19 protein-coding genes are annotated in these 21,581 nt (G+C 60.5%); 11 read left to right on the plus strand and 8 right to left on the minus strand.

All coding sequences use genetic code 11. From position 1 onward, the window contains the following. The first annotated feature begins 215 nt into the window (after nucleotides 1–215). The 3 genes from AC1TPF_RS25240 (at nucleotide 216) to AC1TPF_RS25250 (ending at nucleotide 2,786) form a co-directional block, all read left to right on the plus strand. A complete protein-coding gene (locus tag AC1TPF_RS25240) occupies nucleotides 216–386 on the plus strand; it encodes a hypothetical protein (RefSeq protein WP_482145644.1) in 171 nt (56 codons plus the stop codon). Between the two features lie 578 nt (nucleotides 387–964). Next, nucleotides 965–1,345, plus strand: a complete 381-nt coding sequence (locus tag AC1TPF_RS25245; protein WP_482145645.1) for a hypothetical protein — start codon at nucleotides 965–967, stop codon at nucleotides 1,343–1,345. Between the two features lies 1 nt (nucleotide 1,346). After that, complete coding sequence (locus AC1TPF_RS25250; RefSeq protein WP_482145646.1) at nucleotides 1,347–2,786, plus strand: sugar porter family MFS transporter; 1,440 nt, start codon at nucleotides 1,347–1,349, stop codon at nucleotides 2,784–2,786. Nucleotides 2,787–3,946: 1,160 nt separating this feature from the next. On the opposite strand, the gene AC1TPF_RS25255 is transcribed toward AC1TPF_RS25250, so the two are convergent. The 5 genes from AC1TPF_RS25255 to AC1TPF_RS25275 form a co-directional block, all read right to left on the minus strand. Further along, nucleotides 3,947–5,167, minus strand: a complete 1,221-nt coding sequence (locus AC1TPF_RS25255; RefSeq protein WP_482145647.1) for a DUF6461 domain-containing protein — start codon at nucleotides 5,165–5,167, stop codon at nucleotides 3,947–3,949. Between the two features lie 368 nt (nucleotides 5,168–5,535). Next, entirely contained in the window at nucleotides 5,536–5,706 is a 171-nt protein-coding gene (locus AC1TPF_RS25260) for a hypothetical protein (RefSeq protein WP_482145648.1), read from the minus strand. Nucleotides 5,707–6,181: 475 nt separating this feature from the next. After that, a complete protein-coding gene (locus AC1TPF_RS25265; protein ID WP_482145649.1) occupies nucleotides 6,182–7,165 on the minus strand; it encodes an SMI1/KNR4 family protein in 984 nt (327 codons plus the stop codon). Nucleotides 7,166–7,237: 72 nt separating this feature from the next. Further along, the gene (locus tag AC1TPF_RS25270; RefSeq protein ID WP_482145650.1) at nucleotides 7,238–7,855 is read right to left on the minus strand and encodes a hypothetical protein; all 618 of its coding nucleotides are present in this window, start codon (nucleotides 7,853–7,855) and stop codon (nucleotides 7,238–7,240) included. Between the two features lie 267 nt (nucleotides 7,856–8,122). Further along, nucleotides 8,123–8,326 (minus strand): hypothetical protein, encoded by a 204-nt coding sequence (locus tag AC1TPF_RS25275; RefSeq protein WP_482145651.1) that lies wholly within the window; start codon nucleotides 8,324–8,326, stop codon nucleotides 8,123–8,125. A 957-nt stretch (nucleotides 8,327–9,283) separates the two neighbouring features. On the opposite strand from AC1TPF_RS25275, the gene AC1TPF_RS25280 reads away from it, so the two are divergent. The 4 genes from AC1TPF_RS25280 (at nucleotide 9,284) to AC1TPF_RS25295 (ending at nucleotide 13,081) form a co-directional block, all read left to right on the plus strand. After that, nucleotides 9,284–10,483 carry a metallophosphoesterase gene (locus AC1TPF_RS25280; protein ID WP_482145652.1) on the plus strand — a complete coding sequence of 400 codons (1,200 nt, stop codon included), beginning with the start codon at nucleotides 9,284–9,286 and terminating at the stop codon, nucleotides 10,481–10,483. A 302-nt stretch (nucleotides 10,484–10,785) separates the two neighbouring features. Further along, nucleotides 10,786–10,974: a hypothetical protein gene (locus AC1TPF_RS25285; protein WP_482145653.1), complete on the plus strand. Its 189-nt coding sequence runs from the start codon at nucleotides 10,786–10,788 to the stop codon at nucleotides 10,972–10,974. Nucleotides 10,975–11,470: 496 nt separating this feature from the next. Next, complete coding sequence (locus AC1TPF_RS25290; RefSeq protein ID WP_482145654.1) at nucleotides 11,471–12,304, plus strand: SDR family NAD(P)-dependent oxidoreductase; 834 nt, start codon at nucleotides 11,471–11,473, stop codon at nucleotides 12,302–12,304. Nucleotides 12,305–12,805: 501 nt separating this feature from the next. After that, nucleotides 12,806–13,081 (plus strand): DUF6461 domain-containing protein, encoded by a 276-nt coding sequence (locus AC1TPF_RS25295; protein ID WP_482145655.1) that lies wholly within the window; start codon nucleotides 12,806–12,808, stop codon nucleotides 13,079–13,081. Nucleotides 13,082–13,173: 92 nt separating this feature from the next. On the opposite strand, the gene AC1TPF_RS25300 is transcribed toward AC1TPF_RS25295, so the two are convergent. Continuing rightward, complete coding sequence (locus tag AC1TPF_RS25300) at nucleotides 13,174–13,704, minus strand: TetR family transcriptional regulator (protein ID WP_482145656.1); 531 nt, start codon at nucleotides 13,702–13,704, stop codon at nucleotides 13,174–13,176. A 77-nt stretch (nucleotides 13,705–13,781) separates the two neighbouring features. Here AC1TPF_RS25300 and AC1TPF_RS25305 point away from each other — a divergent pair, with 77 nt between their 5' ends. After that, nucleotides 13,782–14,714 carry an alpha/beta hydrolase gene (locus AC1TPF_RS25305; protein WP_482145657.1) on the plus strand — a complete coding sequence of 311 codons (933 nt, stop codon included), beginning with the start codon at nucleotides 13,782–13,784 and terminating at the stop codon, nucleotides 14,712–14,714. 951 nt (nucleotides 14,715–15,665) lie between these two features. Here the strand turns inward: AC1TPF_RS25305 and AC1TPF_RS25310 are convergent. Continuing rightward, entirely contained in the window at nucleotides 15,666–16,877 is a 1,212-nt protein-coding gene (locus AC1TPF_RS25310; RefSeq protein ID WP_482145658.1) for a hypothetical protein, read from the minus strand. 334 nt (nucleotides 16,878–17,211) lie between these two features. Here AC1TPF_RS25310 and AC1TPF_RS25315 point away from each other — a divergent pair, with 334 nt between their 5' ends. The 3 genes from AC1TPF_RS25315 to AC1TPF_RS25325 all read left to right on the plus strand — a co-directional run bounded on the left by AC1TPF_RS25315 (nucleotide 17,212) and on the right by AC1TPF_RS25325 (nucleotide 20,154). Then, nucleotides 17,212–18,360: a hypothetical protein gene (locus tag AC1TPF_RS25315; RefSeq protein ID WP_482145659.1), complete on the plus strand. Its 1,149-nt coding sequence runs from the start codon at nucleotides 17,212–17,214 to the stop codon at nucleotides 18,358–18,360. Nucleotides 18,361–18,945: 585 nt separating this feature from the next. Further along, nucleotides 18,946–19,464 (plus strand): hypothetical protein, encoded by a 519-nt coding sequence (locus AC1TPF_RS25320; protein WP_482145660.1) that lies wholly within the window; start codon nucleotides 18,946–18,948, stop codon nucleotides 19,462–19,464. A 318-nt stretch (nucleotides 19,465–19,782) separates the two neighbouring features. Then, entirely contained in the window at nucleotides 19,783–20,154 is a 372-nt protein-coding gene (locus AC1TPF_RS25325; protein ID WP_482145661.1) for a hypothetical protein, read from the plus strand. Nucleotides 20,155–20,184: 30 nt separating this feature from the next. Here the strand turns inward: AC1TPF_RS25325 and AC1TPF_RS25330 are convergent, their stop codons facing one another. Then, the gene (locus tag AC1TPF_RS25330) at nucleotides 20,185–21,483 is read right to left on the minus strand and encodes a hypothetical protein (protein WP_482145662.1); all 1,299 of its coding nucleotides are present in this window, start codon (nucleotides 21,481–21,483) and stop codon (nucleotides 20,185–20,187) included. Between the last annotated feature and the right edge of the window lie 98 nt (nucleotides 21,484–21,581).

Genomic DNA, 21,581 nt, shown 5'->3' on the forward strand with positions numbered 1-21,581 from the left:
CGGCTGATATTGGACATCTCAGTTCGAGTGCCATGAGGTGTTGCTGCCGCATTTGACTGCTGTCGTGATCGATGGGATCTCGCGGATGGCACGGCCGCTATGAACGGGCGTTGGCAGAGACCGCGATCGCCGGCCGATCGGTGCGCATCCGATTGCCGGTTTGTGGTGCCTCGGTCAGACTCGAACCGACACTGGACGAGTTTGAAACTGCGGTCGTGGATGTTCGCAAGGTCGCGCTGAACCCTTCGCGTATGCCACCGAACCTGATGGAGTCCGATGAACTCGCCGCTGCGGTCGAGCGATTGAAGAAGTACGCGGCGCTGGGGATGAGCCGGCTGACCGAGTTCGCCGGGATGCCCGCGTTACCGGACAGTCGGAGCCTCTAGCCCTACTTCTTCTGCTGCTTCGGTCCAGTTCCGTGGCAGGTTACCGTGATCGATTGTGCCCCAGACTTCTTCGCGACGGTGGGCGTACGTTGGTCGGCCTAGTCGGTGCGGTTGTGTTGGCTCTAGTCGCATTACGTCACCGGTGAGTTGTATTTACGTCACCGGTGACACAAATTACCCTGCGGCACAACGTATCACGCCAATAGTGGATACTTTGTGAGATAGCGTCTTGAAGATGCTGGTAGACAAGACTATTCGTGTTCTACTTTGGCATTTTCGGATGACACTGCAAGTGAGACGTTGGCAGCCAGATTGAGACTCGATGACGTCAGTCTGAGGCAACCACAATGTGCGGTCTGCTCTGCCGCGCCTCGTGGTCGGCAACTGTTTCGCGGGCTTCGAATGTGCGCGCCATCGCCAACCTCCGGGTAGGCGACGTAAAGACCGTTTTGCTGCATCGGTTGCGAATCCATGCACTCGCAACCACATTGGAACGGACCTGGGGTGCTTCACGACGCGATAACGCTACTGTGGCGCGTCGCGCGTAATACCCTGTCGAATGACTGGAAGGGACACTCATGGCCCCCGACCCGACACACACCGCGAAGGCATTGCCCGGGGGAAAATCCGCGGCGGACAGTTCCCGCGATCAGACCCTTCTTATTCTGGGCGCGAGCGGCGACCTGACTGCACGGTTACTACTGCCAGGGCTGGGCGGGTTGGTGGCCGCCGACGCCCTGGAGAGCCTTGCGCTTGTCGGCAGCGGGCTCGACGACTGGGACGACGATCGGTGGCGCGCGCAGATCACGGAGCCCTTCGCGGAGGCCGACGCCAGCGGAGCGCAGGTAGACGCGGTCGTCGAGAGCGCGCGCTATGTCGAGTCCGACGTGACCGAGGAAGCGGGCAGCGCCGACACCGGCGGCTGGTCGCTCACCGGGCTTCCCCCATGGAGACAGTGACATGGCGAAAGACGAAACGCCGAAGAACAAGGCATCCGGGACGCGGCCGCAGGTCGATATCTCCGATGAGGGCCTGGCCCGGACGCGGCGCTGGGGGCTGTGGATCAACCTCGCAACCTTCCTGATCGGGTACGCCACTGCCGTCATCGCCGGGGCGCTGCTCTACATCGCGGACGATTTCGGAATCAACAGCGCTCAGCAGGGCCTCGCGACGAGCATCGTGCTGCTGAGCGCTATGGTCGCCGCGGTGTTCACCGGCCGGCTCGCGGACCGCTTCGGACGGAAGGCCATGCTCGGAATCGCGGGGGTGCTCTTCGCGGTGGGCTTCGCGGTCTCGGCGCTGGCGACGGGCTTCGTGGTGCTGATTCTTGGCCGCCTGGTTGTGGGCCTCGCGGTCGGCATCGCGTCGGCGCTCGTGCCCACCTACCTCGGCGAGATCTCGCCGCCGCAGATCCGGGGCCGGATGCTCACCCTCAATCAGTTACTGCAGACGGTCGGGATGCTCGTCGCCTACATCGTGAACTTCGCCTTCAGCTCCAGCGGCAACTGGCAAGCGATGTTCTGGGTAGGCGCGGTCCCGGCGGTCGTGCTGGCGGTGATCGCGGTACGGCTGCCCGACTCGCCGGTCTGGCTGGTTCGCACGGGACGTGCCGACGCGGCGCGTGAGGTGATCGAATCGGTCGCCGGTCCGGAGGGCGCCGATCGCGTGATCGAAGCCTACCGCCGCGACGAGGACGAGCAGAAACACCAGCGGGAGCAGGATCAGCGCCCCGAGCGCACGGGGTTGCGCGCACTGTTCTCGCCCCGGGTCCGCCCGGCGCTGATCGTGGCAGTCGGGTTGGCCATCTTCCAGCAGTTCGTCGGCATCAACACCGTCCTGTACTACGCGCCGACCATCATTGCCCAGACCGGGCTGAGCGCCTCGAACTCGATCGTTTACTCGATCATCATTGGGGCCGTCAACCTCGCGATGACGATCGTCTCGCTCAGATTGGTCGATCGGATCGGGCGTCGGCCGCTGCTGCTGGTCTCGTTGATCGGGATGGGGATTTCGGTCGCCCTGCTTGGCCTCGCGTTCGTCGCCGAGCTCAGCTCGGTGATCCTGCTCGTGGCCATGCTGGTCTTCGTGTCTTCCTTCGCCGTGGGGATGGGCCCGGTGTTCTGGGTGATCCTCGGGGAGATCTTCCCGTCCGAGAACCAGGCCGAGGGTTCAGGGGCCGGCTCGGCAGCGAGCTGGCTCTCGAACTTTGCCCTGTCCACGGCCTTCCTGCCGCTGGTTGGGGCGATCGGCACGGGCCCGGTGTTCTTGATCTTCGCGGTCGTGTGCTTGCTCGGCTTGGCGTTCGTCTACCGCTACGTGCCCGAGACCAAAGACCGGAACTTCAAGCAGATCGACTCCGACCTCCAGGCCCGCGCGCATGGAAAGAAGGCAGAGGCATGACCACTCCTCCATCGGGTCAGCAATTCGAGATCAGCCTCGGCGACCAGCGTGCGACGATCGTGGAGGTCGGTGGCGGCGTGCGCGAGTACGAGGTCGGTGGTTTTGCGAAATCCGTCCAGTCACTGCTTGGATCGCGGTTCAGAACTGGGTGTGCAGCGGGCGAAAGTTGGAACAAGTGGCTCAGATGCGTTGGAGCTGTTGTGCGCGTCGCGAATTCGGAGTGTCTGCGACTCGCGTTGTGCCCGGCGGTCTAGTTGGGGTTGGCTCCACTTCTGGGCGTATCCCCGTCGAAACGGCTGTTCGCCAGGTCTCCTGCATACCCTCTGCGTACCGGGGGATAATACAGCTCGACAGGAACGACAGCCGATTGTGCAGACTGCGTCACCTAAACTTGACAAGGGTCTAGTGGGGCTTTCCCTGCGGCACCTCGGGATCGGTCGGGCGACCTTGTGTCGGCATTCCGCAGGCCAGTAAAGAGAGTGTTGGCGGCTTAGTGGTTGAGATTCTTCCCGCCCCAGACGGTGTTCATGTCACGGAATGTTCCACAGCGGATACACGTCTCACGTCCCGCCACCAATTAGCTGGGCGCGAAGCCTTCGACACCAAGGGAGACTGCGAAGTAGCCAAGGGGTACCCCAACGATAAGGAATGTGACAAGGGTACTTGCGGCGAGCACACGAACTCGTCGCCACAGTGTCAGGGTGCCCAAGCATGCGATCATGACGATGGGTGGCGCCAACGCTGCTATCCAATAATCGAGGGTAGGTCCAGGGACGCCTGATGCGCGGTCATTGATCGGGACCGGTGAAAGAACCGGGACATTCATTGCTTCGGCGAGTGCAGATCTGATGGCGAATAACCATGCTATGACTAGGCCCGCGCCTACAATCATGCCGGCGGTGACAGCGAAGGTCGTCCCCCATTCTCTGAGTCCAGTTTGGCTGCTGTCTAGGGCCTGTGGCATGTGAACAGTCTGCCAGGTACGTGCGAGATCATCTTACGTTCCGTTGCCGGTGACGTAATAGTTTGTGCAACAGCCTATTACGCCGAGAATCGATATTGCGTCGGGTTGATGGGCGTTGTTCGTGCCAGTCCGGCGGGGTGTACTGAAAGGCAGGTATGAAACGAGCATCAGAAGTCGGAGGTCCGTCTTGGTCGGATCAGGACGGCAGTGTGAAGAGTTTACTGTCGAAGGTTTCGCCGATGGTGATGATGTGGGTGAACTCTTCGGTTCGGTTCGGGGTTGTCGCCCGCAGGACGACGCCGGTTGCGGCGTCAAAAGCGACTGCGATCGGTGCGCCGTCCCACGCCGGTGGGAAGTCGAACTCCCATGCGCGCCGCCCGGCCACCTCGGTCAGGCGTGCGGGTGTAGAGGTGGAGACGAGGCTGGCTAATGGTGCGTCCCAGCGTCGATGGATGTTGACGAACCGGTGCATGTCTGCTTGTGGCGCGTACGGTCCGCGGTGCCAGTGGTCGCGCGGAGTTCCTACAGCGACTAGGCCGTCGCTGTCGGCCTGTCGCGAGAATCCGAACGGGGTCTGCCAGATCTCGACCTCGGTCACTTCGTCGTTGCCGGATCCGGATTCGGTGAGCACGAAGTGGCCGTGAACTGTTTCCTCAGCAGACGATCGATACAGTTGCGCGACCTCGCCCCAGGTAGCCTGCTCGCCAACCAGGGGTAAGCGTGGCGGAAGTTCATGGGCTAGCTGGCATTCGGAGTCGGGAACTGTGGGAACGATTGCTACGGTAAAGTCTGCTGACTCAAGGATTTCTTGGGTCACCGTGACCCCTGTCAGGCGTTCGGCGAGCGCGAAGGCGCCCTCGATGTGGAAGAATTCGGTCCGTGTCCCGTAGTAGTCGCGCTCGATGCCGCCGACCTCGGGGATGAGGTTCAAGACTGTGGGTGAGCCTGCGGTGGGCGATGCTGCAGCAGCATCCAGATCCCACTCCGGCGATAGCAGGTCGAACGAGATCTGACGATCACTGTCGCGCCACCACACAAACCGTGAGTGCGCGTTGACGTTGCTGAAATGACTTATGACTTCATGCTTTTCAAAGACTGGCCGCATCAATTTGTCATCAATACCGAGGTACTCGCTGTTCTGTTGGATCATCAACACCCAACCGTCTCCAATGTCGGCGACGCCGACGGTCTGCGCACACATCACCATTGGCTGGACCAGTTCGAGGGACTCGAACTCACTAGAGCGGGCGGCGAAGCCTAGAAATCCGTGACCGTGTGGCCGTCTGTTGAATGCCTTGAGGGAGTCGAGGACATCGGTCGAGGACGTGTCGCGAATCAAACTGACGAGATACCCGTTACCGTTCCACCCATAGTACGGCTCGTCCTTCATCCACAGATAGTCACGAAAGGTCGACATAGCTCGAATCATGCCAGACCAAACGCAGCTGTGAACTACCGTTGAGGCTGCGTGGCTGAACTCCTGTGGCGGAAGGAGGTTGCCAGGCTTAGGCGGCGTGATCCGCGATTCGCTTTTATCACTGGTGAAGAAATCGATTGCGCCACAGAAGATACTGGAAGCGCGACGTGTAGATGTAGGACGAGTCGTTCCGCGAATGAGACCGCTTTCGTGTCGAGCCAGCACCACAACCAAGCAGGACACGACCGCTCTGGTGTGTGGGGGCGGGGGAGAGGTCCTCGCGAATGAGCGCGATCGCCTTCGACCGGTGAAACTCTGCTGGATAGTGAGACATGTGCTGACGCTCACCTGGGTCTCGCCCTCCGGCGCTAGGTCACCCAATGTCGGTCGACGAGGGTACCGGCGTCTTTCAGACCCAGGCCGGGGTAAGTCTCGCGGAGCTCCCTGACCGCCGGCACCCGCTCCTTATGTCGCGCGGCGATGTCCCCCACGACGGCGTCGTCCAGGTCGATGAGAGCAATCGTCGAGGGGCCCAACATTCCTCGATCAAGCGGCTTGTGTCGATTGCGCCATGTCGTGCATACCGTGAGCGGAAGATAGGCAGCTATCACCAACCAAATGGCGAATAGAATCCATTCCCACCAAAATGGTGTCGACAGGACTCTCGGAATAATCAGCGGGCCGTAGATCACCACTATTAGCGTGTCCCTGACGACCGGTCGCCAACGCGAGAACCCCGCCCAGAGTCGTGCCCGTCTACTCATCGCCCAATGTTCGCACAGCCGCAAACCAGCTGGTCGAGTGTTGCGTATCACTCGGTCAGGATCGGCGCCAGTGCCGACCATTTCTGAACTCCGTGGGACATGGTCGGAATCCCGTGTTGCACTGAAATCTGTTGTTATATTGGGTTTTGACTCGTCATACTTTTACGCCAATGATGCCGATTTCGCCAGCAAGGGACTAAAGCGGTGGGGAGTGTAACCGGCTGTATTCAGGTGGGTTTCGACGCCCCTTCTAGTCATGGGTGATGAATGTGAACCCTCCGGGCCGGTGTTCGTGTACTAGGACCCGGTTGCCGATACCGGTAATGACGGTCAGATATGCCGTGAGTTCCCCGTCGATGTATGTCATCGAGTTGGCGGTGATTCCTTGCCGGCGAGGGAGTCGTTGGTACACCGTGTAGCCGCCCTCGATGTTGGCGTCGGGGTGCAGGCGACGAGCGACGGCCAGGACGGACTGCCGGACCGATTCGAGGTCGACGCAGTCGTCGTCGGGTCCGACTTCGGACGGGGGGAAGTCAAGTAGCGGGAATGGAAGGTGCAGCGGTATCGGGTCCGGGACAGGCGCGGGTGCGTCTCCGAGGTCGGTGCTAAATGTCGTCTCCCAGGTCAGGGCGCCGTGAGAGGGGTCCTCTGGGTCGTGGATGAACCACGGACGCCATGGCTCGAACAGCGGTGCGTCGGTCAGGACGCTCACGCGGACCGCGGCGAGCATGTCTGTGATGGAGTCCCAGATGGGTTCGCTGCCGTTGTCGCCATCGTCTCGCGTCCAGTGCCGGATGCATCCGGAGTGTGGCCCGGGCCGGGTGTCGATGAAGTAGTAGTAGGAGTCCAATCCGCCGACGGGGATGTAGGACGGCAAGAAACAGAATGCTGTCGACCCCGCTTCGGAGTCGCGGGCATTGTCGCGTAGCCACTGGTCGTTCTCAAGTTCCCAACGGCCGTGCTTGACCATGATTTGATACTGCTCGGCGATGTAGTCGACGCGAAACAGCCAGGACTGCGGAAGTAGCTCGCCGTAAAAACGTTCCCGGTCGTCCGGGTCTTGACCGTTGTGCAGTGTGTAGAACTCACGGAGCTGCTGGGGCCACTCCGCATCTGTTGCGGCTTCGGCGGCCGCCACCTCTGTCGCGGACGCGGGCGGAAGGAATGTCAAGGCTCTGTCGGACAGCGTGTCCAGGGCCGACATCAGTTTGTTCCATTCTTGGGTGACACTCAATTCGGCTCCCTACGAACGTAAATGGACCGAGTCGGTGGCGGCGGTGCCACCGCGGCGAGGTTGAGGGGTAGGTCACTGCGGGTCGTGAACGTTGTCGCTGCGGGGAAGGGTGGGAAACGCGACACGAAGACGGCCATAGAGTTCGGATGTGTGCCGGGGGCCGTAGGTGAAGTGGGCGTGGCTCAACGCTTCCATCGCTGCACGCCGGCTATCGGGGTGACGGGCGCCGAGTACGGCAGGAATCGCAGTGTATGCCGACCCTGCGTTTAATTGCGGACCATCGCTGGCGTACTTGTCGAGACCGAGCTCGACCTGCAGCCGATGGACTGCGTCGATCGGGTCTATAAATGGGTCGGCCGCCGGCCGTCCCTCGTCGAGATCATCTAGTGCTGACGCTACCCATGGTCGTTGTGCTAGTCCCGCGTACTCGCAGGCGCTGCGGGCGCTCCATGCCGCGACCTGGCGTGCAGTGGCGTCGTCGGTGGCCAGAATGCCGACCACCACATCACGCGCGTGTCGAGTGAGCTCGTGGCCTGCGTTGTAAGACGTCACCTCCGGGATAGGGGGTCCACCACCCCAGGCATCCCATTCCTTCTGTCGGAGGGATTCGGCGTAGCCGGGCCGCTCCACCGTCTCCACCGACCCGTCCTCGTAAAACGTGGTAATCCACCGGTCCTCGTCGTCGGTCACGTTAAGCATGGTAGGTGGCTGGAACCGTCATCAACGGCACTTCCGTGGCAGGGACCGCTTACAGCGCTCACCCTCATCCAGGCGGACATACACCGCCAGACCAGAAGAGCGCAGCACCGAATCGAGCTTCGTTACAGCGCTGGTGATCGAATATCGATACTGCACCAATGAATCTCGCCGAAAGAACACCCTTCCGTGCTGTCGCGGAACGGGTCGCGATTGCGCGAGCTGCCTAGGATGCCTGCCATTGATGCGCCATCCCCGGAGTCAGATGAAAGTACTGCGGTCGACGGCGCGTGCCGCGATTGCATGCCGAACACCGATGGCGGTCACCACGATTGCCATCCCGATCAGCGTGCCCAACACCGGAAATGTGAGATAGGTCGGACTCAGTTCCCACAGAGGCGGCACGCCGTGAATCAATGGGTAGCGGTCGAGGTCGTTGCCGTCGATCGCGGGCCGCGGGGCCAATCGATTCGAAGTCGTTGCTCCGCGTGGCCAGAGGATCGGCCGACTGGTGTTGGGTGTACTTGGCTGGCGTCTCGGTGTCGCGGACCAGTCGCCAGCTGATTTGGAGGCGGGTCGGTGACCAGGGTCCGTCATGTGGCCAACCTCGGTTTTTTTGGCGCATGGGCAACTTTGCCCGTGAGAAATCCGTTCTGTGGCGTGATGTGCGCGGAGCTGGGCTCGATCTGTGCTGAGTGGCGTCGGCAGTCGGGTCGCGGCGCTCAAGGTTTGTCGCTCACCAGACCGGTTGCGGCGGAGGTAATTTCCCGGTTGTAACCGGCCCGGGAGGCGTATTCGTACCGAGGTATGGCCGCTGGCTGAATCGCAAATCTGGCCGCCTCGGAAGGTGTGACTGCCGAATCTCCTGCGTACCCACTGCGTACCCGCAGCATATCCGCGCCTTTAGCGGATCTAATCACCGCTGTGAACTGCGGTTTTGTGCCCCCGGTCAGACTCGAACTGACACTGGAGGGTTTTGAACCTCCGGTCGTGGTTGTTTGCTGTTTGTTGGCGGTGTTGAGGGTTTACGGATCATGCAGTGGGGGAGCGGTATTCGTGTTTGCGACGTTGAACCAGTTTGGGCGGTTTTGGTGCTGCTGCGTACCCACTGCGTACCGGGTGACATTTCTGAGGATGCCGACGAGCCGGCAGTAGCGGTTCCAGGACCGCCCATTGGTGGTCGGTCAGTAACGAGGACGGATTCACCGCGCACCGGTGTCCCGCCGACGCGTGAGGTGGGAACGACGGACACAGCGAAATCGGCGATGACATTGTGGACTCCTGGGTACTGGCTGCGACTTGCTTATCACCAAACCAGGAGCCCACCCACGATCCGCCAGCGCTGCTCACCATCGCGAGTTCTCGGACGCTTTCTCAGGGTGATTGCCCGCATAAAGTTGAAGAGCCTTTATGATCGGCGTAGTGAGTACTCCCCAGTCGCGAGAGATAGCCCCCGAGCTTGATTCGCCGAAAACCCGCAGACCACTGCGTGCAATCGCGATCACCGCGACGCTCGTCTCCATCCTGCTGATCCTTTTTGTTGTCCCGTGGTGGACGTTGGTGAGGTCGGGGACGCAGTGGCCGACTCCCGTCACCGCACTGGGAACCGTGGCCTGCGCGCTGACGTTGGTGGCACTGCCGGTGATGTTGGTTCTGAGCCACGGCCGCCGCCACCTCGATTGGGCAGGGTTGGTCGGCGACTCCATTCTGGGCATCATCTGGGTGCTGTTCGCATGGTCGGTGATCGGAAATCTCGCACGATTCGCGCTCGGTCTCGCTGGCGTCGAAGACCCGACTCGCTCGCGTTGGGTAGCCGTAGCCGTCATCGTCGTGTCCGTGATTCTCGTAATCTGGGGTAATCGGGAAGCCATGCGAGTGCCTCGGATCAAGCATGTAGACATCGTGCTTCCGAGACTCGGCAAGGGACTCGATGGCACCCGTGTTGTCGCGGTTACCGACACACATTTTGGTCCGATCAACCGCACGAAGTGGTCGGAGGGAGTGGCAGCAACCGTGAACGAACTACGCCCCGACATCGTGGCGCACGTCGGCGATATCGCCGACGGCACGGTAGAACAACGACGGGCTCAAGCAACACCACTCACCACCATGCGCGCCGAACTCGCGAAGGTCTACGTCACCGGCAACCACGAGTATCTCGGCGAGGCACAGGGCTGGCTCGATTACATGGACTCGATAGGCTGGGAAACACTGCACAACAAGCACATTGTCGTCGAACGCGGCGGCGACCGACTCATCATCGCGGGTGTCGACGACGCCACCGCGAAGTCCTCACAGATCGCGGGCCACGGCGCAAACTTCGAGGAGGCTCTGGCCGGGGCCGACCCGGAACTGCCGGTGCTGATGTTGGCGCACCAACCCAAGCAGGTCTTCCAGTCCGAAGCCGCCGGAGTTGACCTGCAGATCGCGGGCCACACACATGGCGGGCAGATCTGGCCGTTCAACTTCCTGGTCCGCCTCGACCAGCCCACCGTCCACGGCTTGAGCCGCCACGGTGAGCGCACACAGCTCTATACAAGCCGGGGTTCCGGTTTCTGGGGGCCTCCGCTACGCATCTTCGCGCCGAGTGAAATCACTGTGATAACACTGCATTCGGCTTGATTAACTCGGGTCGCTCCAGTTTTCGACGCAACTCTTCGGTTCCGATATGTTTGAGAGAGCCGTGACCAGGCTGCTGCGCCAGGAGTCGAACCTGCTCGGCTAAATCCGCCACCTGCTTGCGCGTCGCACTATGGGCTGCATCGTCTTGTTTCGCAACCTGCTCGAGCAACGAAGACGCCGGAGTGGCAGTCACGATGCCCGACAGGGCAATTCCGCCAATCGGCCGGGGCAGCTGCCATGAAAAGCATTGCCACCGCCGACCACCGTGCGCGGGATCTCGTCCGCTGGAACCGGTGCGGGGCGTGGCAGCATATCCACGACATGCTGCGCCACCGGCTACGGGGGCACGCCGGACGCGACTGCTGCCCGACCGCGGCAAGATGACGAACGGCCGCAAACGGCACATCGCCGTCGAGGTCAACGGGTTGTTGCTCGCGGTGCTGGTGCGGCACAGCAGGTTCAGGCCTGGTATTCCGGCGTTGTCGCCATAGGGGTCTGTGGTTGGTCCGTCGACGATGTGACGGTGCGTTGACGTGGTGCCCCCGGTCAGACTCGAACTGACACTGGACGGGTTTTGAACCTGCGGAAGTGGATGTTTGCTGTTCGTGGGTGTTGCTGGCTGTTTGTGAATTGTTCAGTGGGGGAGAGGTATTGGCGTTTGATGGTGTTGGTGGTTCGGGGCTGTGTTCACGGTGCCTGCATACCCTCTGCATACCGGGGCAGTCTGCTAGGCGCGGCCCCGTGCGATGGTCGCTGTCGCCACCCGGCCGATGTGAACCGGGTCGTGGACGGCGAAGACGCGCAGAGTGGCCGTCACCTCGCCGTCGGCACGGTCGGAACATCTATTACGAGTGACCGTGACAGATGTTCCGGCCGGCCCGCATCGGTGAAGGTTGGATACCGTTTATCGAGGTACGCGCTGGCTCCTGTCGAGCCTTACCAGATCAGCTGAAAGCTGCTTGGTATGCTAGTTCTCTCTGAGAGAGAATGGTATTTCCGGGCGGCTTTAGTCACCGTCTGGCGATCAACGAAAGGTCGATCCCGGTGAGGTTTGAAGGACATTCCGCTCTGGTCAGTGGTGGGGCAGGGGGGCTCGGGGGCGGCGCATCGCGCCGCCTCGTAGAAAGCGGGTTCCGCGTGGTTGTTTTCGAGCCGGATGAGCAGCGTGCGACGGACTTTGCGGAGAGTCTGGGTGAGCGGGCTGTGCCTGCGGCGGGTGACCACAACAACGCTGACGACGTGCGGGCGGCGATCGAGATCGCGCAGAGGCAGGGTAGATTCACAGTCAATGTCAACGCGGCTGGAGCTACTTTGCGAATGCCCCGTACGACCACTGCCGACGGTGTTCCCCACGATATGCTGATGTTTCAAGAGATGATCGCCATGCATCTCTTTGGGCCGTTCAACATGTCTCGGCTGAGTGCCGCGGCGTTCGCTTTGAACGAACTCGACGAAAATGGTGAGCGGGGCGTGATCATCAACACCGCTTCAACTGCGGCCTACGACGGTCAAGCGCGCCAGACCGCTTACTCAGCTGCGAAGTCCGGCATTGTTGGAATGACTCTGGCAATGGCGCGTGATCTGGCTGACGTAGCTGTTCGCGCCTGCGCCATCGCTCCTGGTCCGATGTGGACACCCCGACTCGCGAGTGCGTCCGAAGAACTCCTCGATCATCTCGTGAGCGCCGTTGCGTTCCCTAAGCGATTCGGTCGCGGCGAGGACTACGGCAATCTCGTGAATGCCATCATCTCAACCCCATTCTTGAATGGTCAGACGATCAGACTCGATGGCGCCATGTCGACACCGCTTGGCGCGATCTAGCGCGAACGCCTTATAGCCGCGGGTCCCTCTACCTGACGTATATGCGGCTCATTAGACGTCATGGCCGATCCACCTGTGACCTGAGGCATCAAGCCTGCCTGCGTGTCATGCTCGTCGACATGCGGGCAGACGGTGAAGACCGAGACAGCCGGGCCGCGTTTTCCGTTGCATTGCGTCGCTGGTGGCTAAACATATCGGGGCACAACGTGTTACGCCGATAGTATATATCTCATCAAGTAAACTTGACGCCACGCTGGTAGGTATCGTTCCAATCCTCAATTCGGCGGACTGCCCCGCGGGCGAACGCGCCAGAATCGAAGGCATGACAATGGAGGCGGTCAATACCCGCGACGTAGATCTCGTCGGGGTTGCGGCAATCACTGACCATTGGGTTATTGCGGTTAGCTCAACGGCATGGAGCATGGAAGATGTTCCGGCCCTCTCTGCCGGCCGGGAGGTCGTCTACTTCCGGGGCGTTCTTGGGCACTATTCGTTTAGTTTGTGGAAAACGGCGACTGCGTGTGCTCCTGTGATCCTCTGCTGCGCTGTGGAAGTGGGCTCGACGACTCTGTACCGGAACCATTGCGAACGCTGATGCGTCAAGCGGGATTTTCGGTAGTGTCCAACGACGAGGACGACATCGATGGCCGGATGCCAGACGGCAAGTTCCATATCGTGGAGGGATCCGTTGCGATGGTCGCCAACCACACTGGGGTGGATATCACGCGAGAGTTTCTAGAGTCCGCCACGTTTGAGATCGGTAGCGTGCGGTACTGAGCGGTTCTCAGGCCAGGCCGGGAAGATAGATTACGTCAGGTGGCCGAAGGGAACGGCTGCTCCTCGAGTGGAGGGTGGACCAAATCTGGCGATCAGCGCTGGGTGATGCGGTCGACGAGTAGATCGATGATTGCCCGTTGCTCTGCTTCGTCGCCGGGATGTGTGAGTAGGCCTTCGACCACGAACGCGATGATGTGGCTCGCCGGTTGCGCATCATCGGGCGGGAGATCGGCGCGGGTGAGTGCGTCGGCCATCGAGTGGAAGTTGCTGTGCCATCGATCTATTACTGGCGAGGCGGCGCGCCGCGAATGGACGGTGTCGACAAGGGTGCGCATTGCGGACAACTCTTTGACCACGAACATGATCTTGTCCGCCAGCGGACGCTGTGCCATCGGTTCGTAGCGCGCTAATGCCTCGATGAGCAGTTCTTCCAGGACGGCCACCAGTAGGTGGTCCTTGTCGGGGAAGTACCAGTAGACGGTGTTCGCGGTGACTCCGGCATCGGCGGCGATCTTGCTCAGCGCCGTGTCGTCGTAGCCGTTGTCGACAAAGAGTCGGCGAGCGGAGGTGACGATCTCGTCCCGCTTTTCTGCCCGTGCTCGTGGACGACGATTGGCGGGCATAACACCACTTTACTTGATCGGCGTTCAAGAAGACGCTAGATTCCTTGAATACCGATCAAGAAAACAGGGGGGCGACCGTGTCGAGCGGCAACCAGTACACCCAGGCTGAAGAGTTCTTCTCGAGCGACGGGGTCCGGTGCGCCGCGACGGTGTATCGACCGAGCGCTCCGCTGGGCTCGGTGCCGGTGGTCGTCATGGCTCATGGCTTCGCCGCGACGCGGGGGATTCGGTTACCGGCCTACGCGGAACATTTCGCGACCGCGGGATACGCGGTGGTCTTGTTCGACTACCGCTATTTCGGCGACAGCGAGGGTGAGCCACGCCAATTGCTTGATGTCCGATCGCAACTCGACGACTGGCGAGCCGCCATCAGGTTTGCCCGTTCTCTGCCGTTCGCCGATGCCGAACGTGTCGTTGCCTGGGGGACATCGTTTGCCGGAGGTCATGTGTTGACGTTGGCCGGCCATGGTGAGCGGTTGGCGGCGGTCATCGCTCAGGTTCCTCACGTCAGTGGGCCGGCGGCGGTGCGCGCCACGGGTCTGCGGCAAGTGCTGCGACTGGCGCCGGTGGGTCTTGCCGACCTCGTCGGATCTTTCCTTCGGCGACCGCCTCGATACGTCGCGGCGGTCGGGCCCGAAAACGCCGTGGCAGCCCTCGCTGCCCCGGGCGCGATGGCCGCGTTCGAGCGGTTGATTGCAGAGTCGAGCGTTAGGCGTGGGGATTACCCGGAGACCGTGGCCGCGCGGATCCTGGTGAAGATCGGGCTTTACTCGCCGGCGCGAACTGCCCGGAAGATCAGCTGTCCGGTGCTTATCCAGGTGGCATTGTCGGACAATATCGCGCCGGCCACGGCGGCAGTGAAGGCCGCCCGCGCCATCCCCGAGTCGACGCTGCTGCGTTATGAATGCGGCCACTTCGATCCCTACATCGATCCCGCCTTTCCTGGCGTGGTCACCGACCAACTTAAGTTTCTGGTTGAGACCGTGCCCGTCAGGTCTCGACAGGCGTGAGGAGTATAGGTGTTGCCGACCTGCCCTTGGGTGCTCAGGGACCCAAGGTCCCGAGTGTGCGATTCGGGGTACGTTTTCGTCATTGGTGACGAAAAGGGCTGAGCCGCAACGATGTACGCACAATAGATACTATGCCGCCCGAAAGCTAGAGAGGTCCCGTCGGCACTGCGTTGAATCCGTTCGAAGTCGGATTCTGATGTGCTTGTTGCCTCAGTTGCATCCTGTGGTGGTTCGCCGAATGGTGATCGTTGCTCCGCGTGCGCCAGGGGATCGGCCGGCTGGTGTTGGGTGTACTTGGCTGGCGTCTTGGTGTGGTGGACCTGTCGCCGACTGATTTGGAGACAGGGTCGGTGACCAGTGTCCGTCGTGGGCGAACCTCGGTTTCGGCACACGGGCAACTTTGCCCGTGAGAAATCCGTTCAGTGGGCGATGGGCGCGGAGGGACTCGGTCCGTGCTGAGTGGCGTCGGCAGTCGGGTCGCGGGGCGCAAGGTTTCTCGCTCACCAGATCGGTTACGGCCGCGGCAATTTCCCGGCCGTATCCGGCCCACGATGTGTGGTGGCCCCGAGGTGTGGTCGCTCCCTGAATCGCAAATCTGGCCGCCTCGGAGGGGGAGACTGCTGAAACTCCTGCGTACCCACTGCGTACCGCAGGATATCGTCACTTTTAGCAGATCTAAGCACCGCTGTGACCTGCGGTTTTGTGCCCCCGGTGAGACTCGAACTGACACTGGACGGGTTTTGAACCTGCGGTCGCGGATGTTTGCGGATTGTTGGCGCTGTTGACCGTTTACGAATGATGCAGTGGGGGAGCGGTATTCGTGTTTGGCGCGTTGGATGGTTGTGGGTGGTTCCGGTGCTGCTGCGTACCCTCTGCGTACCGGGGACGGTATCACTCGATTGGAGCGGGAGTAGACAGCAATGATCCTGTCAATGAACTGGCAGCGGTAGATTAGGTAGAAGTCCTCGTGTGACTTCGTCGCGCGTCCAACGCTCTGCGCGCTGATGCGAGTTCGTTCTCCTCGAAGTGGTCGTTAGCGTATTGAATCGCGGCGTCGATGAGATCGCCTAGTCCCGCCGTGTCAGCCTGTGGGGGACAACGGAAGTTATCGGTCTGAGTTGTTTGGGAGCGTCCGCCGGCATAGCGCAATCCAGACTCGGCCAGCTTGCCGCGGAAGTGGTCACTCCAGAAGGGCGGGGCCTTTGGGCTGAACGTCACTGAGATTATCGGATTCTCGGGCTGTTCGCCGTCATCGCTGGGCCCCACCACGATGTCCTCGATGCGCTTCCAACGCGCGACGTTGAACACCTCGATCACTTCCAGGAATTCCTCGTCGGATTCCAGCGGCTCGAGATCACGGGTGGCCGGACCGCCCATACGCCAAATTTCTACGTTCGACATTCGCCTGATTTGCTGACGGGGTTGGAACCTGTCGGGTGGCCGAATTGGGACAGCCTCTGTGGTGTGGACGCGCTTGATTCCCCCGCCGAGTTCCTGGCTCCACCGCCGCCCGCCAGCATCAGTGCATTCGACGGCGAACTCTATGCCGCTGGCGTCCGTGGTGTGGACGGTGACGAGGGTGAACCATGCTTCTTGGTCGGTGCGGTCGCGGTACGGGGAGAGCTGTTCAGCCGTCGGTATGAATTCGTGGAGCCGGTTATCCTGAGCGACCAGATCCGCAGTCCTGCGCTCGATGTCCGCGTCTGATCCATTGGGTGAATCGACGTACGGAACAGTGACATCGAAGAACAAGTCTTTGCTTCGATTCTCGATCCGATAGGTGGACAAGGACGAGATCGAGTCCTCGCCCTCAACTTTGTAGATGGTCAAAAGCCGGGCCTGCGCCATGTCGTTGTCCTCGCGGATATTCGCTGCCTGTCGGCGATCGAACCGAGAGTGCGCGCTCGCGACCGAGATGTTGAATGCGGCGATCAAGAAGGCCGCTGCCGTGCCCAGCCCGCCCGCCCAAGTGCCCCAAGCCACGAACCAGTTCGAGGTGATGTCTTGCGCGCTTCGTATGGACTTGACCACAGTCAGCACGACGAAGGCGACTGCGAACAGCGCGACCGAAATACACACTCCCATGAGGACGAACTTGAACTGACGCTCTTCAGGCAGCCGCGCACTGGCCTTCTCCGCACGAGAATGCCCCTGCGCCTTCATCTTGCGTGTCTCCTCTGTGGGGTTGACCAGTTCGCTTGGGACAGATTAGATCACCGCGTGCACGACGGGGAGCACGCGCCGAGTGAGTTGGAGACCTACTGCTTGCTGTAGTACTGATCGGGCGCATAGCGAAGATGCTCGGCCGCGCAGCGTAGCTGGAACCGGGACCCGGACACTTCGCCGGACGCGCCTGACAGGACGGATCGCCCCGGTCGGACGCGGTCCGTCGGGTGGGAATATGCATGGTTTCCAGTAAACTAACACGATCTTGATCCGGCTACTCGTCGCTGGTTCGGGACGAGATTTATTGCACCGAAACCTTTTTGGAAGCGGGATGACGTTGGAAGCTGATAGCGCCGCTGGCAAGCGGATACACACGGGCACGGCTGTAGCGGTCACCGTTGCCGGGGTAGTTTTGGCCATCTCGGTGTGCTTCCTTCCGGCCATCTTTGGCCCGAGTTTCGGCACCTGGCAGATCCTTCTGGCAACAGTGGTGATCAACGTAGGAACCACTCTTATGCTCGCAGCAGCGCTCTTGGTAATCGAGAGGTTGCTCGTGACACGCGTGCAGGATGTGGCGACTCGGAGCGCTTCAGCAGTCGTTGATGAGCGAGCCCGCGAGTTCACTGCAGCGACCGACAAACTGACTGCGCGGGTCAACGCGATTCAGGAGGCACTCGATGACCGGGCCGCGCAACAAGATTCCGCCCGGAGCGCTGCACTCAAACAACTTGCCGAAGAACCAACGTTCGACACCGTCGCCAGCGCGCTGGAAGCAGCGAACGATGTTGGCGCGTTAGCGACTGGTGACCTGGTTGTGCCTGCAGGTAAAGATGTAGTCAACGGCCCTCGAATCACGGCCCGGTGGGGCCCGGTCCACCTCGTCAGCATCGGCAGTTGGGACGAGCTGGACCGGGATCAACCACAGCTTTCCCTCACCTTGGACTACCAAGGATCGGATGATCGCGTCGTGGAGTTCGCCCATACGGTGGAATGGCACCCACAGATGTCCGCATTCGATGTGCTCGCTCAACATTCCGATGCCCTGCAACAGCAGCGACTTACGTTCGTGTCCCACATGATCTCGACGAATGTGCTGTTCGGAAATCTCGCTCTGGCGCTCCAAGAGGCCATGGATGTTTCCGTAGCAACACCGGATGGCGCGTGGTTCGCGGGCCGGGTCTACGAATGGCTATCTAGCGGCTGGGTCATTACCGAGGCTGGACTTTTCTCCAAAGATCACGGCGTCCTCTTCCGCGCGGGCCAGGTCAAGTTCGCGGTTGGAAGTCTTAACCGCCATGATGCGTTGCCAGAGGATGACTATTCTGTGCCAGACGGGGTGGATGGAGAGCTGTTAAAGCATGCGGTCAGGCGCACTCGTTCCCATGTCCGCGGAAGGCGCCAACAGCGCCAGATGGGTCCGCTCGGCTTGATTCCCGCCGCGTATACGACAAACACATCCCCCAGGTTGAAATTTACATAGCGAACCGGTTGGGGCGACTCATCTGGTGTGTCCCCAGTAGATGAGTTCGCGAAGTTCGGAATTTCTTGTCGCCCCGACCTGAGGCTGGAAGGACGATAGACATCATGGTTGGACGGAAATGGCACTCCGCGGAGCAGATCGTGCGCAAGTTGTGCCAAGGCGACGTGACATTCCCCCCCCGAATAGTGGAGCGTGGTTACGGGATGCTCAGTCCGATCAAAAATGAGGCATCGTTAATTGCGGACCTTATGGCCGCGTAACCACACTCCACAATCCGGGGGACCTCATCTCGTTTGCTGCACTCGAGGATCTCGCCGTGCAAGGCCGACCAACCTGCCATGCTGCTCGCGCGTCTTACACGCTCCGGTAGCTATGTCTCCGGAGACTTCTTTGAACCACCACCCGTAGACACGTGGGCTAACAGGCCCTGGGCGGGACCTGTGCAGATCTGATCACCTGTGTAGATGCGTGATCGAAGGTAGTCGGCGTGTCAGTCGTTCATGAGGTGATGGTGTCAGGTCAGCGGGGCTAAGACACGGACTTCAAGTGAGCCGTGGATCGCGGGTGCTCTGCTTAGATCAAGCCATGACCAGTGCTAGCGCATCGCGAGTAATCACCGCAACCGCCGTGATCCCCCTGGCTGATGAGGTTGGACTCGGGCACTTCAACCGCCTGCTGGGAGATCTCCATGAGGCTCTCATTACCGCTGCGATCATCGAGCGGATCAACGAGAATGGGTTCCCTCCATACCACCTGGCCAAGTTGCGCGAAGAAGTGGCCGGCGAGATCGAGGCTTCTATCCAGGTGAAACGCGTGTCATACAACTCACCACTTGAGGTCGCGCTTGCGATCGAGGCGATGTTCGGGTACATCGTTCGAGCTGTCGGGGTCATGTCAAACCTGTGGGGCGTGTTTCAGGGCCAAAGAGAAGACGTTGACAGGTACGGCGTTCAGAGGCAGATAACTAACCAGCAGTTGCAGATGATCTCGAGCGTGGAAGGTTTCGATCAACTGTCTGACACAGACCGCGAGGACCTTGCTAATAAGATCAGCCAGCAGGTCGACCTACTCGCACAGATAAGAAGTCTCAGCCTCGACGGCTGAGGCCTAGACTCCAATCTGCACTCGTTGAGAGCTTAACAGGATGCACCGATCCGGCAGTGACCGGCAGCGGGTCGTAGGCGCGAAATACCCTGTCATGGTTAAGAATTCATGGCGCTGCGCATCTATCTGCCGAGAATATTGAAGGCTTCTTGCCGGCCATCGCCGCTACATCCGTTCTGGCTCAGCTGTCCCACACCCGCGGTTTGCCGCCAAGCCATGTGTACGGCTTGACCATCAAACGACCGAACGCACAACCGGTCGAAGTCGACAATCGCGACCATTCTCCATGACGAATACTGGATCGTGGTTCTTGGAGAGGTGAAGAAAGGCAACCGCATCGATGCGAATGACGTTGCCAATCTGGTCAGCTTGCAGCGCGATCTGCACGCCAAAGGTATCGTTTCTCTTCTACTTTTCGCGACGCTGAAGGACGCGTTCAGCACTGAAGAAAAGAACACCATCAAGGCCGCCATCACCCAACCGATCACAGTCACACGGCATGAACGTTCTGTTCCCCTCATGCCTTTGGTGCTGACCAACCGCGACATGTCACTTCCCTGGATGCATGATGATCATCACTGGCGATGGCATGTGGCCGGGAGCGGCAACGGCATTCTCGGCGTTGCAATCACCTCGTGTCAGAAGGACCTCGGTCTCGCAACGCCATCCATGCTCACGTCGCATTTTTGAAACGGGCGGGCTCCTCGTCGGAGCGTGGAGCTACAGATCGAACGCGGCGAAGTACCGGAGATGAGCCTTGGTGTCCGTGCTGGTGCGGCCCGTAAGGTACTCGTACATCAACTGGGCCGAGTAACCAAGCGATCCGATTCCCGCCACCGCTGCCATCGTGTGGGAGTCATTCGCGAGTTGTAACCACCCCGTAGTGGTTACACCGATGCCTAGTCCAACAAATCCCTTCTTGAATGTCTTCGAAATGGACGCGTCGGTTTTCACTGCGGCTCGGAGTTGGTCCTGGGCCTCCCGCATCTGGTTGCCGAACGCCATTCTCGCCTTGACGTCCGATCCGTGTGTCTCGTGCATCGCATAGGTGTCGAGAGCGACATTGAGGGTGTTGCGCCATTGGCTGAAAGCGTCGCCGGAGCGAATATCGACGATGTCATCGGGACTGACGCGAGAGACATCCAGGAGCGGCAACCCGACCGTTGCAAGCATTTGAAGGTGCATGCCTGTGACGGCGGAGTGCCGAAGCCTGGCGAGCTCGTCCTCGCAGTCTTCGATTAATACTTCAAAGATGCGACGCTCGAGTTCGTTCGTGAGATATAGGTCAGCATCAGTTTCTGCTGAGTGTGCGAGTTGCCAGGAGACCTCCATGAGCGTCCGAGCGAATGCCATCAGCTTGTCTAGCGGTGTGAGAGTTGGGGGAATATCACCATTCCGAATACCGCAGGCGGCTAGTAGCTCTTCGACCTTTCGGGGGTAAACGTCCTGATTACGCTGCAACGGGTCGGGGAAGTAGCCTTCTTCAATCAGATCAGTGATTACCCGAAGGTTCTGTCCGAGATTGAACGGTGCTATCCAGGCCTGTCGCTTCTCATCGTTGAGTAGTGGGTGTGTTCGAGATACGTGAACGATGTCATCGTTGATGAACGGCTCGATGTCAGCGAGCCGAGCAGCAACGCGATGGATGTGGTCGCCTTCTGGCGAGGCGACCGGTTGGCCGTTGAGATTAAAGAAAATTCGCCGGAGAGGGTCCGCAAGGACGACACCGTTGCACGCCACGAGATGCATGTTCAACTCGTCTGCGGCGTCCTTCCTGTGGCGGTGTTCTGCACCAGCTACAAAGTTGCGAAGGACTACGTCTCCGTTGACGTCGTCGTGGTGACTGATGAGTGGCCACAACTCGTTCTGGCCTCGAGAAAAGCTGTCGGGCTGGGATATCCACTCTATGTAGGACTCACGTACCGCTTCGATCTCTCGCCGCCCCAGTGCGCCGCCCTTGGCAAAGTCAGATACACGAGCTCCAAGTGCGCGTTCAAAAACATTCGTTATGTGAGTCACGGCTAGATCTTGTCGCAAGTTGTCTAGCCGCGCGCTGTATCTGACGGTAGAGGAATTTGCCGACCTGGGCCGGCTACACACCTAAGCACCTTCCCACC

The sequence above is a fragment of the Williamsia sp. Y853 genome (assembly GCF_056786495.1).